Origin of the sequence: Colwellia sp. TT2012, from assembly GCF_001440345.1 — a bacterium.
GTDB lineage: Bacteria > Pseudomonadota > Gammaproteobacteria > Enterobacterales > Alteromonadaceae > Colwellia.
Genome location: NZ_LJYX01000002.1, coordinates 1 through 16,536 on the forward strand (window position 1 = coordinate 1; position 16,536 = coordinate 16,536).

Below are 16,536 nucleotides of genomic sequence, written 5' to 3' on the forward strand. Positions count from 1 at the left end.
TCTGCTCATTGCCATCCATGGCAACGCGGCGACATTAGTACATCCATGTACGTCACGCAGTTGCGCCGGATGTAGTAAGTGTGTGGGTGTTTTTCTCTTTATGTGAGAGTAGGACATTGCTAAACTTATATTTAAAGAAACCCGTAGCTTAAGCTACGGGTTTTTTGCTTTGTGGGATTTGAAAAGTTGTAGTTGCGCCGATGGTAGTGTGACTTATGTTGCAGGTAAGCCCATGTGCGAGCGTAGCGGGACATTGCTAAACTTCTATTTGTGCTTAGGCACTGAGAAGCTCGATTGATAAGAATCGGTCTTTTTGCTGTCTGGGATTTGAAACCATTACAAATAAGCGCGAATAAATTTCGAAGCGCGAACAAGCTCCCTGCGCGAATAAATTCCCGCCTACATATTTTTGACCCCCCTTATCTCATTCACTATCTCTAACGGAAAGTGCCGCGGTGCTGCAGAAGTTGTGTTTGCTTTATGTAAGAGTAGGAGTTTGCGAAACTTCTATTTTTACTTTCTATTTTTTAATGTTATTAGTGGTATTAAGACATTTCTAGCTCAATTACTTACTATAAATCTAGGTGTTAAGCCGATTTTAATCGAGTAGATAATTAACGAGCCGATATTAAAATAAGTAAACAGTTACTTATTAGCTAGTATGAAAATATTGTATAAATTCTGTACTTATTATTCGTTGGAGGGGGCGTCGACTTATTATTATTTATACCTAGCTCATTGTTCTCTGTCATTCAATTATGAAGCTTATAAAAATATTTAAGGGTCGTAGTATGTTAATTGATTTAGGCTGCTAATTTTGGCATTGAAAGCTCTCAGTCACAGTTGTCCAATAGACATTATTTAATAGCGTATTTTCCTGGTGCTTATAAATCATTCGCACAAATATAGGGCGTGATTTGCCCTAATATCTTGCAAAAATAGCCAAGTTAAGTATACTTGCGCAAACTTTTTAGCGTTAAAGTTTTTACTTTAAAAAACTATAGAATATACGATTGATTTCGTATGTTTATAAGATATATCACGATGAAAAATACATTAACAGCAGTTGGCCGAAAATATGCTCGGCAACAGAGTGCTTTCATGGTTGCGGTGGTATTGTTGGTTACGCTAGTCATTTATTTTGTTTGGGGTTGGTCAATTGCTAAATCAGCATTGCTTGGTGGTTTTATTGCAATCATCCCTAATATGTTATTCGCCTATAAAGCTTTTAAATATGCTGGGGCACAAGCCTCTGAAAAAGTGATTGATTCCTTTTTTAGTGGTGTAAAATTGAAAATGGCCTTAACGGCTCTATTACTAGCACTCTCCTTCAAATTTTTAGTGTTGGTGCCTTTACCATTTTTTTCGATGTTTAGCTTAGTATTGATGTTACCCGCAGTAACACCGTATATATTTAAAAATTAAGCTGGAATTGTTAATAAACAAATTTATAAAAATTTTAATTTAAACTTTAATCATTAGGAACATTAATATGTCTGCAGCTGCTGCTACTGAAGCAACACTAACCAGCCAAGAATATATTAAACATCATTTAACTAATTTAACAGTTGGTGAAGGCTTTTGGAGCTTGAACCTGGACTCGTTAGGTTGGGCGGTGTTTTTAGGCGTGGTATTTCTTACTATTTTCCGTAGCGTTGCTAAAAAAGCAACCTCGGGTGTACCAGGTAAACTGCAATGTGCAGTTGAAATGGTGGTAGAATTTGTTGATGACAGTGTTAAAAGCACTTTCCATGGCAAAAATGACTTAATAGCCCCCTTAGCGCTTACTGTATTTGTCTGGATTTTACTGATGAATATGATGGATTGGGTGCCAGTGGATTTACTGCCTTGGTTAATTAGCTTGGCAACGGGTATGGACATGGCTGATATCTATATGAAGCCAGTACCAACAGCTGATCCTAACATTACTTTCGGTCTAGCTGGAGGTGTGTTCTTCCTCATTATCTACTACTCAATTAAGGTAAAAGGTGTTGGCGGCTTTATGAAAGAGCTTTACACACAACCTTTTGGTCATTGGACTTTGTATCCAATCAATTTCATCCTTGAAGTGGTTACTTTATTAGCTCGTCCATTAGCATTATCTTTACGTTTATTCGGTAACTTGTATGCGGGTGAATTGATCTTCTTATTGATTGCGACACTTGGTTTATACCAATTGCCACTTCACTTTTTATGGGCAGCGTTCCATTTATTGGTCATCCCATTACAGGCGTTTATCTTTATGATGTTAACTATTGTATACCTTAGTTTAGCGCACGAAGATCACTAATTCTTCAGGGAAGAATTTAAACGACGGAGGTCGCCCGAAGGGGATGGCAGGAAGCCAAATATACTAATTTTTACTTTTAAACTTTAACTTTAAACAATCGGAGAAAAAAAATGGAACAACTAGTACTTGAACATGCAGGTTTAATGTATATCGCTGCAGCACTACTTATCGGCTTAGGTGCTTTAGGTACTGCAATCGGTTTTGGTTTGTTAGGTGGTAAATTCTTAGAATCTGCTGCTCGTCAACCTGAACTTGCACCACAACTACAAGTTAAAATGTTCATCGTAGCAGGTCTTATCGATGCTATCGCGATGATCGGTGTAGCAATGGGCTTATACATCTTATTCGTTAAAATCGGTTAATTTAGCCACTTTATTTTTTAAACGAATAATTGATTAGGAGGTACACAAATGAATCTTAATGCCACGATTATTGGCCAGTTAATTGCGTTTGTCGTATTTGTAATTTTTTGTATGAAGTTTGTATGGCCACCAATTATGGCTGCCATCGAAGCTCGTCAAGCTACTATTGCTGACGGTCTTGCGGCTTCAGACCGTGCTGCTAAAGATCTTGAGCTTGCTCAAGAAAAAGCAACTGCTCAACTTAAAGAAGCGAAAGTTCAAGCTGCGTCAATCATCGATGCGGCTAAAAAACATGAAGCTAAAATTGTTGACGAAGCTGCAGGTAAAGCACAAGTTGAGAAAGAAAGAATCTTAGCTACTGGCCATACAGAAATTGAAACTGAACGTAACCGAGCTAAAGAAGAATTGCGCGCACAAGTTGCCATTCTTGCCATTGCCGGTGCCGAGAAAATTCTTGAACGTTCAATTGATGCCGCTGCACATAGCGACATCTTAGATAAACTCGTCGCTGAGCTTTAAGGGGAGAGCGCTATGTCTGAATTGACTACTATCGCTCGTCCTTACGCGAAAGCTGCGTTTGACTTTGCTGTTGAAAAAAATGCAATTGAAAGCTGGTTCACCCAGCTAACGTTTGCGGCTCAAGTTTCACAAGATGAAACTATCCATACCTACCTTAGTGGTGGTGTATCGGTTGAGCAAGCCATATCATTATTTTTAAATGTGTGTGGTGAACAAGTAAATAGCGAATGCCAAAACTTTTTAAAAGTTATGGCTGAAAGTCATCGTTTGCTGGTGCTACCACAAGTGTTAGTTCAATTTTGTGAATTAAAAGCAGAATATGAACAAATCATTAATGTGAATGTGACCTCTGCAGTTGAAGTAACAACTGAACAGGAAGCAAAAATTAGCACCGCGCTTGAAAAGCGCTTGGCACGTAAAGTAAAGCTCAATTGTAACGTAGATGCGTCCATTATTTCTGGTTTGATTATCAAAGCAGATGATATGGTTATTGATGGTTCTATCCAAGGTAAATTGAACCGTTTAGCACAAACATTACAATCCTAGCACTGATAAATTAAGGGAACAGAGCATGCAACTGAATTCCACTGAAATCGCTGAACTGATCAAAAAACGTATTGGACAGTTTAACGTTGTCAGCGAAGCTCGTAACGAAGGTACTATCGTTTCTGTAACAGACGGTATCATTCGTATCCATGGCCTTGCAGAAGTAATGCAAGGTGAAATGATCGAACTTCCTGGTGGCCGTTATGCTATCGCATTAAACTTAGACCGTGATTCGGTCGGCGCGGTAGTTATGGGTCCGTACGCGGATCTCGCTGAAGGACAAAAAGTAAAATGTACTGGTCGTATATTGGAAGTTCCAGTAGGACCAGGCTTATTAGGTCGCGTAGTAAACACTCTAGGTGAGCCAATTGATGGCAAAGGCCCTATCGAAAACGATGGCTTTGCTCCTGTTGAAGTACAAGCTCCAGGTGTTATCGAACGTCAATCAGTTAACCAACCAGTACAAACTGGTATCAAGTCAATTGATGCTATGATTCCAATTGGCCGTGGTCAACGTGAATTAATCATTGGTGATCGTCAAATTGGTAAGTCTGCCATCGCAATAGATGCCATTATTAACCAAAAAGATACTGGCATTAAATGTATTTATGTTGCGATTGGTCAAAAATCTTCTACCGTTGCTAACGTAGTACGTAAGTTAGAAGACCATGGCGCTCTAGAAAATACTATTATTGTGGTTGCCTCAGCTTCTGAAGCGGCTGCCTTAATATACTTAGCACCATACGCGGGTTGTTCAATGGGTGAATACTTCCGTGACCGCGGTGAAGATGCGTTGATCGTATATGATGATTTGTCTAAGCAAGCTGTTGCTTACCGTCAAATTTCATTACTACTTCGTCGTCCGCCAGGTCGTGAAGCCTACCCAGGTGATGTTTTCTATCTTCATAGTCGTTTATTAGAGCGTGCTGCTCGAGTAAATGTAGCTTATGTAGAAAAATTCACTAAGGGTGCGGTAAAAGGTAAAACGGGTTCTTTAACTGCCTTACCTATTATTGAAACTCAAGGTGGTGATGTATCTGCATTCGTTCCAACGAACGTTATCTCAATTACCGATGGTCAGATATTCTTAGAGTCTAGTTTGTTTAACTCAGGCATTCGCCCAGCGGTAAATGCAGGTTTATCTGTATCGCGTGTTGGTGGTGCTGCACAAACAAAAATCATCAAGAAACTTGGTGGTGGTATCCGTTTAGCATTAGCTCAATACCGTGAATTAGCTGCGTTTGCTCAATTTGCCTCAGATTTAGATGATGCTACTCGTGCCCAATTAGAGCATGGTCAACGTGTAACTGAATTAATGAAGCAAAAGCAATACAGTCCATTATCAGTAGCTGAAACTGCGGTATCATTATTTGCTGCGGAAAAAGGCTTCTTAGTTGATATTGAAATTAAAAAAATCAATGATTTTGAAGATGCTTTGCATATTTACATGAATAATGAGCAAGCTGAGCTTATGGCTACCATCAATGAAACTGGTAACTATGATAAAAATATCGAAGCAAGTTTGAATAAAGCACTTGAGACATTCAAGTCAACGCAAACTTGGTAAGAGTTATCATTAACTAGTTTCGGAGAGAAGAGTCATGGCCGTTGGTAAAGAGATAAAAACCAAGATTGCGAGTGTGCAAAACACTCAAAAGATCACAAAAGCTATGGAAATGGTTGCTGCGTCTAAAATGCGTAAAGCGCAAGAAAGCATGGCAGCCTCTCGTCCATATGCAAACAATATACGAAATGTGATCGGTCATATCGCGCTTGGTAACTTAGAATATCGTCATCCATATATGGAAGAACGTGAAGTTAAGCGTGTTGGCTATATTGTTGTATCAACAGACCGTGGTTTGTGTGGTGGTTTAAATATTAATTTATTTAAACAAGTACTAGCATCTGCTAGTGAATGGCAATCGAAAGACTGTGAAGTTGAATTTGCTGTCGTAGGCTCTAAAGCTACGTCATTTTTCAATAACATGGGTGCGAATGTTACTGCTCAAATTTCTGGCTTAGGCGACCGCCCGTCTATTACTGACTTAGTTGGTAGTGTACAGGTTATGCTGAAAGCGTATGATGACGGAAAAATTGATAAGCTGTTTATTGTGTATAACAAGTTTGTTAACACCATGACACAAGCGCCAACAATCGATCAATTGTTACCTTTGCCTAAGTCTGACGATGAAAAAATTAAACATCGTTGGGATTACATCTATGAGCCTGATGCTAACGTATTGTTAGATCAATTATTGGTTCGTTATGTAGAATCGCAAGTATATCAAGGTGTTGTAGAAAATATCGCCTGTGAACAAGCTGCCCGTATGGTAGCGATGAAGTCAGCAACTGATAATGCCAGTGACTTGATCGACGATTTACAATTGGTATACAACAAAGCACGTCAAGCGGCAATCACCCAAGAATTAGGTGAAATTATTGCCGGAGCGTCTGCGGTATAAGGATTAGGTAGTTGTTTTAATAACAAGTATCGGTAACAAAAAATTCGTAATTTAACGACAAGCTAATTAACTATCAATATTTAGTTAGCTTAAATTAAGAGGAATAAACATGAGTGCAGGTAAAGTCGTCCAAATAATTGGCGCAGTTGTGGATGTTGAATTTCCACAAGATGCCGTACCTCAGGTATATCACGCAATAAAGATAACTGAAGGTGACCTAGCAGGTTTAACACTTGAAGTTCAGCAACAGCTGGGCGGTGGTGTTGTTCGTACTATTGCAATGGGGTCATCAGACGGTTTACGTCGTGGTTTGACTGTAGAAGATACAAAAGAAGCTATTCAAGTTCCTGTTGGTGTTGAGACTTTAGGTCGCATCATGAACGTCTTGGGTGAGCCTATCGATGATGCAGGTCCAATTGGCGAAAAAGAACGTTGGGGTATTCATCGCGAAGCACCAGCATACGTCGACCAAGCATTATCTAATGAATTGTTAGAAACTGGTATCAAGGTAATCGATTTAATTTGTCCATTCGCTAAGGGTGGTAAAGTTGGTCTTTTCGGTGGTGCTGGTGTTGGTAAAACCGTTAACATGATGGAACTTATCCGCAACATCGCTATTCAACATAGTGGTTACTCAGTATTTGCTGGTGTTGGTGAGCGAACTCGTGAAGGTAACGATTTCTACCATGAAATGAACGACTCTGGTGTACTTGATAAAGTATCGCTTGTTTACGGTCAAATGAACGAGCCTCCAGGAAACCGTTTACGTGTTGCCATGACAGGTTTAACCATGGCTGAAAAATTCCGTGATGAAGGTCGTGACGTATTATTCTTTATTGATAATATTTATCGTTATACGCTTGCGGGAACTGAAGTTTCTGCATTACTTGGTCGTATGCCATCAGCGGTTGGTTATCAACCAACATTAGCTGAAGAAATGGGTATCTTACAAGAACGTATTACTTCAACTCATAAAGGTTCAATTACTTCAATTCAAGCGGTATATGTACCTGCAGATGATTTGACTGATCCAAGTCCTGCAACAACGTTTGCGCATTTAGATGCAACGGTAGTACTTTCTCGCTCAATTGCTGAGCTAGGTATTTACCCAGCAATTGACCCATTAGATTCTACATCTCGTCAACTTGATCCTTTAGTTGTTGGTCAAGAACATTATGATGTTGCACGTGGTGTACAAACCATATTACAACGTTACAAAGAACTTAGAGATATTATCGCTATTTTAGGTATGGACGAACTTTCTGAAGAAGATAAACAGACAGTTACCCGTGCTCGTAAAGTTCAGCGTTTCTTATCTCAACCGTTCTTCGTTGCTGAAGTATTTACTGGTTCTCCAGGTAAATATGTATCATTAAAAGACACCATTGCTGGCTTTAAAGGCATTATAGCGGGTGATTATGATGATTTACCAGAGCAAGCCTTCTATATGGTAGGTACTATTGAAGAAGCCGTAGAGAAAGCGAACAAGATGTAATCATTTGTAGGTCGTCCTCTAGGGCATCATGGTTTTTATAAATATGTGATGGGCTAAAGCCCAACCTACAATTAAAGAGGTCAAGTCAAATGGCATTATTTACGGTAAATCTTAGTGTTGTTAGTGCAGAAGAAAGTTTATTTTCTGGTAGCATTAAATCATTACAGATCACAGGTAGTGAAGGTGAATTAGGTATTATGCCGGGTCATGCACCTTTATTAACCTCATTAAAACCAGGTATGGCATTAATTACCAAAGAAGATGGCACTGAAGAAGTGATTTATCTTTCCGGTGGTATGTTAGAAGTTCAACCAAATAACGTAATCGTATTAGCAGATGTTGCTACACGTAGCGCTGATTTAGATGAACAAGCTATTCTTGACGCGAAACAACGTGCTGAAGATAACATCAACAAGAATACTGATGGTGTTGACTTTGCTGCTGCTGCCGCTGATTTAGCTCGTGCAGAAGCGCAATTACGCGTTATACAAGCGAGTAAGAAAAAGGTTAACTAGTTTATCTAGTGATCCTACCTTCAGGTTTAGTGATTTCTTAGTCATAAGAAGTGAACAATGATACTGATTTTAAAAGCCGCTTACTCCTAGAGTAAAGCGGCTTTTTTGTCTCTGTAATACCATTAAGTGCAGAATAGATAAACAATGACAACGGGTATATGTCAGGAGAAAGGTATTCGTTAGCAGCATTAGCTAACTACCGGCATTAATTTTGTTATAGCAATGGAGTGATGAGTTGCAAAATGGTCGAAGGCCGACCATTGCTCTATAGCTAAGGTATATAATCGATTGCCTGCTGGTAAGTTTTTGCTATTATCAAAATACCATAAACCGTTAATATAAAAGCTATAGAGAATGTAGTAGTTCAGTAATTTAAGATTAGGCTGGTAACTAACTACTAATTTTCTATAGTCATTAACTATCCCCGCTATATGGTGATCAGCAATATTGTTTACTGCGATAAACATGGCCAAATCGAATTCCACTGGTGCTAAATGTGCACATTCAAAATCTATTAGCCAAGATCTTTGCTGATCATCTAGTAGAATATTAGTGAAATTAATATCACCATGACAAAGCATGCTAGGGCTCTGTGAAGCATCAATTAGGCTGTTAATAGTGCAAGACAATGACTTGGTTACATTATCTAAAAGGTGGCTTTTTTTTGTTAGTAAAGGGGCAGGGTTAGTTAATAAACGCTTGATTGACCGTGTTGTGTTCAGTGGCTTAATCGCTTGCTTGGCAACTGAAGTCGGTAATTGATGTAACTGTGCCATGAGCGTCAGTGCAATGGAAATCTTGACCTGAATTTTAAGCTCAGCATCAGCAAGCGTGATACCGTGAATAAATTCAGTCACTAACCATTGCTGGTCATGGTAAATAACGGGCGGACTTAACTGTTGCTTTGCATCTTTCCTAGCAAAAAAGAGGGCACAAGAGATCTCTGTACTGGCGGTCTCATCATTAAGCTTTTTAGCAAAAAACACCTGCGAAGCTGTGCTAACTTTAATTGCGGTTTGACTCAAGCCATCCGCTAATAAACTAATGGCCTGAATCTCGGTAAAACAAGGCAAAGATTGCAGAGAGTTAATAACATCTATAGGAACAAGCATATAACAACTATAGCCTTAGCTACTAGTAGCCGGCTGCAATTTGATTGATGACTTCTTATACAGCGTTAACCACTTGCTATAACCGTAACATGCAGCAATAACAAAGATCACGAATAAAACCGTGGTCGGTATTAAGGCTTTTTCGATATATAAATAGATAGAAACAAGATCAATAACAATCCAATATAGCCAGTTTTCCAAGACCTTATTAGCAACCAAGTAGGTAGCAAATACCGCGAATACCGTAGTGAAGGTGTCTAAATAGGGAAAATGCGCCTCAGTATAGTTAGCCATAAGATAACCTAAGCCAACAGCAAGTATTACTAAGCCAGTAGATATTTTAATATGCCAGCTTAAATTCCAACTTACAATGGTGATCTCGGCGTTATCAGCTTGATTGTTATTGCTGTGTTTAGACCATTGCCAGTAACCATAAACTGCCATTAATAAGTAATAGGCGTTTAAGGCGCTATCCATTAACAGCAAAACATCATAAAAAATAACTGTGTACAGTGCGGTACTAACAAAGGCAGCCGGCCAACACCATAAGGAACCTTTAGCAGCCAAAATAACATAGGCAAGTGATAGCAGCATAGCTATCAGCTCAAGCCAAGGCAGTTGTTGGAAGTAGCTGGTAACGCTGGTTAAGATTTCAGCCATTAACTTTCAGCTTCGACTTGTGAACGATCACCATTAATAAACTTACAAACAAAAACCGCCGCGCCGGTGTTTTGATGTACGTGTTTGATCTCAGCCATAACATGATTAACAGCCAGGTCGTAATCACCAAACACTTGCGTACTCATGCCATTAGTGACTACTTGCAAACCTTCTACCAATCTAAGCCTTTTGATAAACGCCCAAATCTCGGTTTTATATTGCTCTTCCGCTAAGGGGTATAAGCTCAGTTCGATAGAAATTTTCATAAGGTACCTTTATAAGTGTATCAGGGGGGATAGATCCCCCCTGATACAAGTCATGCTAATTAAAATTGATAGTCTAAGCTAGCACCAAAAACTAATGGCTCAGACAACTGAGTATATTGCTTGGCAGTATAACCATCACGTGGGTCATTACCAAAATAAAAGCCACGGTTAGCGTAGTCTTTATTGGTTAGGTTACGGCCCCAAATTTTAAGCTGCCAGTTCTCTTGTAAGTAGCTAATGGAAGCATTAAGTAATGCTACAGATTCAGACTTTTCATCATGGCTATCAGAGAAGTAGAAGCTATCTTTACCATCAACAGAAATATTGATTAACCAATTTTCATTCGGTTGAACATTAATGCCAACATTGAATTGATAGTTTGGCGCATGGGCTTGTTCACGACCATCTAAAGATTCACCTTCAGCATTAATAAAATCATTAAATTGAGTTTCAAGTAAGCCGAAAGAACCATAAACGTTAACAACGTCGTTTATATGCCATGCACTTTCAACTTCAATACCGTAGTTACTACCAGTAGCAGCGTTACCTAAATAGCTAATAAATTCAGAACTACCGTCTGCACGTACTATGGTTTTAGAGCTTTTTACTTGCATGTCTTCACGATCCATATAGAAAATCGAAGTTCGAACATAAGCACTGTTTTCGAGTAAAGAAACCTTATAGCCAATTTCATAGTTCAATAAATATTCAGGATCAAAAGTACGCAAACCTTCAGGTAAAGTACCGTCGGTATTATGACCACCGGCTTTATAACCACGGTTAATTGAGCCGTACCACATGCTATCTTGAGTTTGTTGATAACTAAGTACTAACTTACCGCCGACCATAGTATCGTCAATACTGTCATCAAACTGAGCTGAATTGTTATAATCGGCACTGTAATTTTCAATACGTAAACCAGATATTAGCGACCACTGCTCGGTTAACTGGGTGTCTAATTGCCCATAAAGCGCAACACTAGTGCTGTCGTTAGTTGAAGTAAAATCACTATCGGCATAAGTGTATTGGCGTAACAGGTCTTCGTCGTCTTGTTTAAAGTAAATACCAGCAACCCAAGCTGTACTGCCATTAAAAAGTTCTTGGCCTTGCTTAGATACAGCGCGTAACTCAGTAGTTAATACTGCTTTATCGCGGTAATAATGATCGGTAGAAGTGTATTCCCAGTAGGCATAATCAGGATTTTCGATAACATCGGGGTCAGATATGCCAACGTAAGCCCAATCTTCATCATAGCCATAAGCTAAATCTGAATCGGAGCTACTAATAATGGCTAATACAGTGGCGCTGTCAAAACCTTGATAGGTAAATTTAGCGGAAAAGGCAGTGGTTTCTTGTTGATCAAACCCCGGCTCGTCAGAAAGCGTCTCTCTAGTGTTATCTAGTGAGAAGGTATCGTAACCGTTATCAAAATCAAAGTAATAACCCGCAAGGTCAATGGTCAGATCGTTACTGACTTCTATAGCCAGTTTACCGCGGATAGTTAATTCATCACGGTTGTTAGTATCCTCACGCTGTAAATAAGTATTTTCTATATAGCCATCACTGTTACTTTGATTAACGGCTAAGCGGTAATTAACTGAATCGCTGGCAGGGCCAGATAAAGCAACACCTAAATCATAACTATTATAATTGCCGACGCCAAATTGTAAGGCACCTTCAAAGTCTTCGGTTGGCGCATTGGTGGTAATATTTATCATACCAGCAATAGCATTGGCGCCAAAACGGGTACCTTGTGGACCGCGAAAAATTTCCGCTTGCTTAACATCAAATAATGAAGCAACACTACCGATACCAGTAAAGTCAACTTCATCAATAATCACACCCACTGACGGGTTAATCGGTTCTTGAAATTGACTGCGTTCGCCAATACCACGAATTTGATAATAACGTGCTCGTTGTGAACCACTGGCAAAGTTAACATTGGGGCTAACGGCAATTAATTCTTCAAGATGTTTAGCATTACGTTGCTTAATTTCAATAGCGGTTAGTACAGACAACGATGCCGGAATTTTTTGCAGGTTTTGCTGGCGAAAATCACTGGTAACAGTAATGGTTTCAATATCGTTAGTGTCATTACTCGTTTGCTCTTCAGCGAAAGCGGTAACGTTAAAAATACTGGCGGTGATAGCTAAACTAATAGCCGATTTGGAGAAGGTCATAAAAATCTCATCAAAAAAATAAAAAGTTGGGCTGTGCAAGCAGGATAATTTTTGATGAATTTTAATATTTATCTGTAACCATCCCTATGCCAGAAAAATAATTAAGCTAATTTTCTGCCCAGGTTCAAAGAGTATATATCTCAGCGACTAGTCAGTTTAAAAGCTAAATGACAGCGCACCCCTTGGTTGCACGCTATTCTAACAAATAATCACCTTGGAATCTTGTTATTGTTGAGCCGCTGTTAAAAGATTTATTGCGGCGTTATTGCGATTAAATAGACTGCTACTGGCTGCTGCTCATTAGATAAAGTCAGAGCATATTCTGCTGAATAACCATTGCTTTGCAATGAATGCTTTACCTAAAGTCTTTTAAATTCACACTGAATCCTGCATTATGAAGTGGCACGGATATCATAATTAATCCACATTGTAGTAACTTACCGATAAAATAATAGTAGCGAGTATTTATGTTTCCCAATTGGCAATTAGTGCTGTTAAGTTTGGCTTATATTGGCTTATTATTTTTAATTGCTTTTCTGGGGGACCGATACCGACATCAGCTGGCTAAAAAAGGTCAGAGTATTATTTATGCACTAACGCTTGGTGTTTATTGTACCTCGTGGAGTTTCTTAGGTACCACAGGACAAGCATCTACTAGTTTACTATCGCACTTACCGATCTATTTAGGCCCGATACTGCTTTTTGTTTTTGCTTGGCCCTTTATTCAACGCATCATTCGCGTCAGCTTGAAGCTACATTTAACCTCTATTGCTGACTTACTAGCAGCGCGCTTTGGCAAGTCACATAATCTCGCTATTATGGTGACCATAGTTGCCCTCGTTGGCACCATGCCATATATCGCCTTGCAGCTTAAAGCTATGGTGTATTCTTTTCAGCAATTACAAATAGAGCAAAGTTTCACTAGTTGGGGCATTGGCTTAGTGGTCAGTCTAGTTTTAGCGGTATTTACTGTTTTATTTGGTATTAGACACATTGATGTCACTGAGCGACACCCCGGCGTTATGTTGGCCATTGCCTTTGAATCTTTAGTGAAATTATTTGCTTTTTTAGCTGTCGGTATTTTTGTCTGTTTTGTTTTGTATGATTCACCGGTAGATATTTGGCAGCAAGCCGATGCTAATGCTTTACTTGAGCAACAACTGACTGTCGATAACGTCACTTCTATGTTGGCCATGTTAGTGATTGTTATGGCGGCATTTTTATCATTGCCGCGTCAATTTCAGGTGATGGTGGTTGAGCTGAAAGATCAGAAAGATACCTGGCTTAGTCGTCGAGTCTTTCCGCTGTATTTATTAGTCTTTGCTTTCTTCGCCGTGCCGCTGGGTTTAGCTGGTCAAATGTTACTAGGGAATACTGTGCCCTCAGATACCTATGTACTGTTTTTGCCGGATGTTACCGAGCAAACCTGGCTGACCTTGTTTGCTTTTTTAGGCGCGATATCGGCAGCAAGCTCTATGGTAATTATTTCCGCTATCGCCCTAAGTACCATGCTCAGTAATGAAATTGTTTTCCCGCTACTTTATCGTCGACAAAAAGTGGCGCAAACTGACTATGATCATTTTCGCAAACGTTTATTAAACATTCGAAAGCTACTGGCCTTGTTTGTTATTCTGCTAGGTTATGGTGTTTTTATCATGGCCTCACCCGATACACTCTCTTCCTTAGGCGAAGTGGCTTTCGGCGCTTTTGCCCAGCTAACACCAGCGTTAATTGCGGCCTTTTATTGGCGACGTGCTAGCTTAGTAGGGGTCTACGCCGGTATATTGGTGGGCTTTATCTTATGGCTGACCCTTAACTTCTTACCGCAATTTGGTTTATACGCATCACCTTTTGCTGAAGGGTTTTTACCGGCAAAAACCACCGCCACGCTCTTTAGCTTAGGAGCCAATATCATAGTGATGTGGGCTTTATCACAAATCAGCCGACAGAGTGTACAAGAGCGGATACAAGCCTCGCTGTTTCTTGAGTGGCAGTCACCCAAGCTGCTTAGCGCAGAGAAAAAACGTCATTTAGATGTTAGCGAGTTAGAATTGTTAGCGTCTCGGTTTGTTGGCATAGACAAAGCGCGCGATAGCTTCAAGAACTTCTTATCGGTTAATGATAAAAAGCAATTGGGCAATGTTGGCTATAACCAACAATTATTGCAGCACACTGAAAATACGCTAGCAACTGTGATGGGCTCATCATCTGCTCGTTTAGTGTTGAGTTCAGTACTTGATGGGCGTGATTTTGCCCTAGATGAATTGGCTGTTTTTGTTGAAGAAGCTTCCAGTCATAAACAACAATTTTCCCAAAACTTACTGCAAAGTGCTATAGAAAATGCCAGTGAAGGCATTTCCATCGTTGATGATAAATTACAGCTAGTTGCCTGGAATAAAAAATATATAGACTTATTCGATTACCCAGCAGAGTTAGTCTATATAGGCAGCCCGATATCTGACCTTATTCGTTATAATGTGCAACGCGGCTTATGTGGCTCTGGAGATATAGAGTCGCAGGTGAACCGTCGCTTAGACTTCTTACGTAAAGGCAACCCACATAGTTCAGAACGGCAACAAGCAAGTGGGAAAACTATTCGCATTGAAGGTAACCCTCTGCCGGGTGGTGGTTTTGTTATGTTGTTCTCTGATATCACCGCCTATCGACAAGCAGAGCAAGTACTTAAAGAGGCCAATCTTGATCTGGAAACTCGCGTTTATGAACGTACGCTAACGCTAGCTAAAACCAATGAAGCTCTGGCGAAAGCGCATGAAAAAGCTGAACAAGCGCATTTGAAAAAAAGTCAGTACCTGAAAGCTTGTAGTCATGATTTAATGCAACCCTTAGAAGCCGCAAGATTATTCACTTCGGCTCTGTCGGAGCAAGGTAATTTAACTAAGGTTCAGCAAAAGCAAGTCGATAATATTGACCGTTCGTTAAAAGCGGCTAATGATTTATTGGCTGATTTAGCCGAAATTGCTCGTTTAGAAAGTGGCAATATAAAAGCCAATGTACAAGTTTTTGCACTCAATGACTTATTTGAGGACTTATCACAAGAGTTTTCCGCCCTTGCTATTGAACAGTCGGTCGAGTTTCGTCTAGTGGCCAGTAAAGTTTGGATTAAGTCAGATAGACATTTACTCAGACGTATTATTCAAAATTTGGTTGGCAATGCTTTTAGATATGCCAGCCCAGGAAAAGTTTTATTAGGCGCCAGAGTTTTTAATAACAAAGTTATTATACAAATTTTAGATAATGGTCCAGGTATTCCTGTTGAAAAGCAAGAGTTGGTTTTTGAGCAGTTTACCCAACTTAATACCCATAATAATCAAGCGGGTAGAGGCTTGGGTTTAGGGCTTAATATCACCCAAAGTTTGGCGCAGTTATTGGGACATAGCTTAAGTTTACAATCGAAAACCATGCAAGGTTGTAAATTTTCTGTGCAAGTAGAGCAAGCGAAACCTGTGGTGCAAGCGAGAATGGTTACAAAACCTAGCTTTCATGTCGCGTTAAAAGATATCACCGTTTTATGTATAGATAACGATCCAGATGTACTCAGTGGTATGGTTGAGCTACTTTCAGCGTGGCAATGTAATATTCTAGCGGCGGACTCTAGAGAAACAGCCCTAACAGAATTTGCTAATCACAGTAATGAAATAGATATATTATTGGTTGATTATCAATTGGGCTATCAGGCTGGTGATCGACAAGAAATGCAAGTGGATGGTTTAACCTTGATTAAAGACATACGTAGTCAGTGTCATCATTCACTACCAGCAATATTAATAACCGCGACCACAGATACAGACATTGAAGCTAAGGCCAAAAGTTACGATGTCGGTTATATGCGTAAATTAGTAAAACCTGCCGCGTTACGGGCAATGATGAGCGCTATGCTGGCGAAGAAGTTACAAGCGGATTACGTTGGTTATAGCTAGATTTAACATAGCCTATAGGTGGGGGGCTCATGATGAGCGCGTGGTTATAAGGTAAGGCGAAGAAGCTGTAAGCGGATTACGTTGGCTATAGCTAGATTTAACATAGCCTATAGGTGGAGGGGCTCATGATGAGCGCGTGGTTATAAGTCAAGGCGAAGAAGCTGCAAGCTGATTATGTTGGTTATAGCTAG

14 protein-coding genes are annotated in these 16,536 nt (G+C 39.7%); 10 read left to right on the top strand and 4 right to left on the bottom strand.

Going from position 1 to position 16,536, the window contains the following annotated elements:
* Positions 1-1,044 precede the first annotated feature (1,044 nt).
* The 9 genes from ASU03_RS00030 (at position 1,045) to ASU03_RS00070 (ending at position 8,189) form a co-directional block, all read left to right on the top strand.
* Positions 1,045-1,425, top strand: a complete 381-nt coding sequence (locus ASU03_RS00030) for an ATP synthase subunit I (protein ID WP_082627068.1) — start codon at positions 1,045-1,047, stop codon at positions 1,423-1,425.
* A 67-nt stretch (positions 1,426-1,492) separates the two neighbouring features.
* On the top strand, positions 1,493-2,290 hold the full coding sequence (atpB, locus tag ASU03_RS00035) for a F0F1 ATP synthase subunit A (RefSeq protein ID WP_057829871.1): 798 nt from the start codon (positions 1,493-1,495) through the stop codon (positions 2,288-2,290).
* 110 nt (positions 2,291-2,400) lie between these two features.
* Positions 2,401-2,652: a F0F1 ATP synthase subunit C gene (atpE, locus tag ASU03_RS00040; protein WP_057829872.1), complete on the top strand. Its 252-nt coding sequence runs from the start codon at positions 2,401-2,403 to the stop codon at positions 2,650-2,652.
* Positions 2,653-2,700: 48 nt separating this feature from the next.
* Positions 2,701-3,171: a F0F1 ATP synthase subunit B gene (gene atpF, locus ASU03_RS00045; RefSeq protein ID WP_057829873.1), complete on the top strand. Its 471-nt coding sequence runs from the start codon at positions 2,701-2,703 to the stop codon at positions 3,169-3,171.
* Between the two features lie 12 nt (positions 3,172-3,183).
* On the top strand, positions 3,184-3,717 hold the full coding sequence (gene atpH, locus ASU03_RS00050; RefSeq protein WP_057829874.1) for a F0F1 ATP synthase subunit delta: 534 nt from the start codon (positions 3,184-3,186) through the stop codon (positions 3,715-3,717).
* 25 nt (positions 3,718-3,742) lie between these two features.
* Entirely contained in the window at positions 3,743-5,284 is a 1,542-nt protein-coding gene (gene atpA, locus ASU03_RS00055) for a F0F1 ATP synthase subunit alpha (RefSeq protein WP_057829875.1), read from the top strand.
* Positions 5,285-5,318: 34 nt separating this feature from the next.
* Positions 5,319-6,179: a F0F1 ATP synthase subunit gamma gene (atpG, locus tag ASU03_RS00060; RefSeq protein ID WP_057829876.1), complete on the top strand. Its 861-nt coding sequence runs from the start codon at positions 5,319-5,321 to the stop codon at positions 6,177-6,179.
* A 109-nt stretch (positions 6,180-6,288) separates the two neighbouring features.
* Positions 6,289-7,674 (top strand): F0F1 ATP synthase subunit beta, encoded by a 1,386-nt coding sequence (gene atpD, locus ASU03_RS00065; RefSeq protein WP_057829877.1) that lies wholly within the window; start codon positions 6,289-6,291, stop codon positions 7,672-7,674.
* Positions 7,675-7,763: 89 nt separating this feature from the next.
* Positions 7,764-8,189 carry a F0F1 ATP synthase subunit epsilon gene (locus ASU03_RS00070; RefSeq protein ID WP_057829878.1) on the top strand — a complete coding sequence of 142 codons (426 nt, stop codon included), beginning with the start codon at positions 7,764-7,766 and terminating at the stop codon, positions 8,187-8,189.
* Between the two features lie 188 nt (positions 8,190-8,377).
* Here the strand turns inward: ASU03_RS00070 and ASU03_RS00075 are convergent, their stop codons facing one another.
* From ASU03_RS00075 to ASU03_RS00090, 4 genes are read right to left on the bottom strand one after another with little or no spacing between them, the layout of a single operon-like run.
* Entirely contained in the window at positions 8,378-9,301 is a 924-nt protein-coding gene (locus tag ASU03_RS00075) for a phosphotransferase (RefSeq protein ID WP_057829879.1), read from the bottom strand.
* A gap of 15 nt (positions 9,302-9,316) precedes the next feature.
* On the bottom strand, positions 9,317-9,961 hold the full coding sequence (gene pnuC / locus ASU03_RS00080) for a nicotinamide riboside transporter PnuC (protein ID WP_057829880.1): 645 nt from the start codon (positions 9,959-9,961) through the stop codon (positions 9,317-9,319).
* Positions 9,961-10,227, bottom strand: coding sequence for a hypothetical protein (locus ASU03_RS00085; RefSeq protein WP_057829881.1), 267 nt, complete (start codon positions 10,225-10,227; stop codon positions 9,961-9,963). The genes pnuC and ASU03_RS00085 overlap by 1 nt, the downstream gene beginning before the upstream one ends.
* A 59-nt stretch (positions 10,228-10,286) precedes the next feature.
* Complete coding sequence (locus ASU03_RS00090; RefSeq protein WP_057829882.1) at positions 10,287-12,407, bottom strand: TonB-dependent receptor; 2,121 nt, start codon at positions 12,405-12,407, stop codon at positions 10,287-10,289.
* A 467-nt stretch (positions 12,408-12,874) separates the two neighbouring features.
* On the opposite strand from ASU03_RS00090, the gene ASU03_RS00095 reads away from it, so the two are divergent.
* Positions 12,875-16,345 (top strand): hybrid sensor histidine kinase/response regulator, encoded by a 3,471-nt coding sequence (locus ASU03_RS00095; RefSeq protein ID WP_057829883.1) that lies wholly within the window; start codon positions 12,875-12,877, stop codon positions 16,343-16,345.
* The last annotated feature ends 191 nt before the right edge of the window (positions 16,346-16,536 follow it).

What these genes read in the sequence shown, in the direction of transcription:
- ASU03_RS00030 (WP_082627068.1), top strand. Translation starts at nt 1,045, where the DNA reads ATGAAAAATACATTAACAGCAGTTGGCCGAAAATATGCTCGGCAACAG.
- atpB (WP_057829871.1), top strand. Translation starts at nt 1,493, where the DNA reads ATGTCTGCAGCTGCTGCTACTGAAGCAACACTAACCAGCCAAGAATAT.
- atpE (WP_057829872.1), top strand. Translation starts at nt 2,401, where the DNA reads ATGGAACAACTAGTACTTGAACATGCAGGTTTAATGTATATCGCTGCA.
- atpF (WP_057829873.1), top strand. Translation starts at nt 2,701, where the DNA reads ATGAATCTTAATGCCACGATTATTGGCCAGTTAATTGCGTTTGTCGTA.
- atpH (WP_057829874.1), top strand. Translation starts at nt 3,184, where the DNA reads ATGTCTGAATTGACTACTATCGCTCGTCCTTACGCGAAAGCTGCGTTT.
- atpA (WP_057829875.1), top strand. Translation starts at nt 3,743, where the DNA reads ATGCAACTGAATTCCACTGAAATCGCTGAACTGATCAAAAAACGTATT.
- atpG (WP_057829876.1), top strand. Translation starts at nt 5,319, where the DNA reads ATGGCCGTTGGTAAAGAGATAAAAACCAAGATTGCGAGTGTGCAAAAC.
- atpD (WP_057829877.1), top strand. Translation starts at nt 6,289, where the DNA reads ATGAGTGCAGGTAAAGTCGTCCAAATAATTGGCGCAGTTGTGGATGTT.
- ASU03_RS00070 (WP_057829878.1), top strand. Translation starts at nt 7,764, where the DNA reads ATGGCATTATTTACGGTAAATCTTAGTGTTGTTAGTGCAGAAGAAAGT.
- ASU03_RS00075 (WP_057829879.1), bottom strand. Translation starts at nt 9,301, where the DNA reads ATGCTTGTTCCTATAGATGTTATTAACTCTCTGCAATCTTTGCCTTGT.
- pnuC (WP_057829880.1), bottom strand. Translation starts at nt 9,961, where the DNA reads ATGGCTGAAATCTTAACCAGCGTTACCAGCTACTTCCAACAACTGCCT.
- ASU03_RS00085 (WP_057829881.1), bottom strand. Translation starts at nt 10,227, where the DNA reads ATGAAAATTTCTATCGAACTGAGCTTATACCCCTTAGCGGAAGAGCAA.
- ASU03_RS00090 (WP_057829882.1), bottom strand. Translation starts at nt 12,407, where the DNA reads ATGACCTTCTCCAAATCGGCTATTAGTTTAGCTATCACCGCCAGTATT.
- ASU03_RS00095 (WP_057829883.1), top strand. Translation starts at nt 12,875, where the DNA reads ATGTTTCCCAATTGGCAATTAGTGCTGTTAAGTTTGGCTTATATTGGC.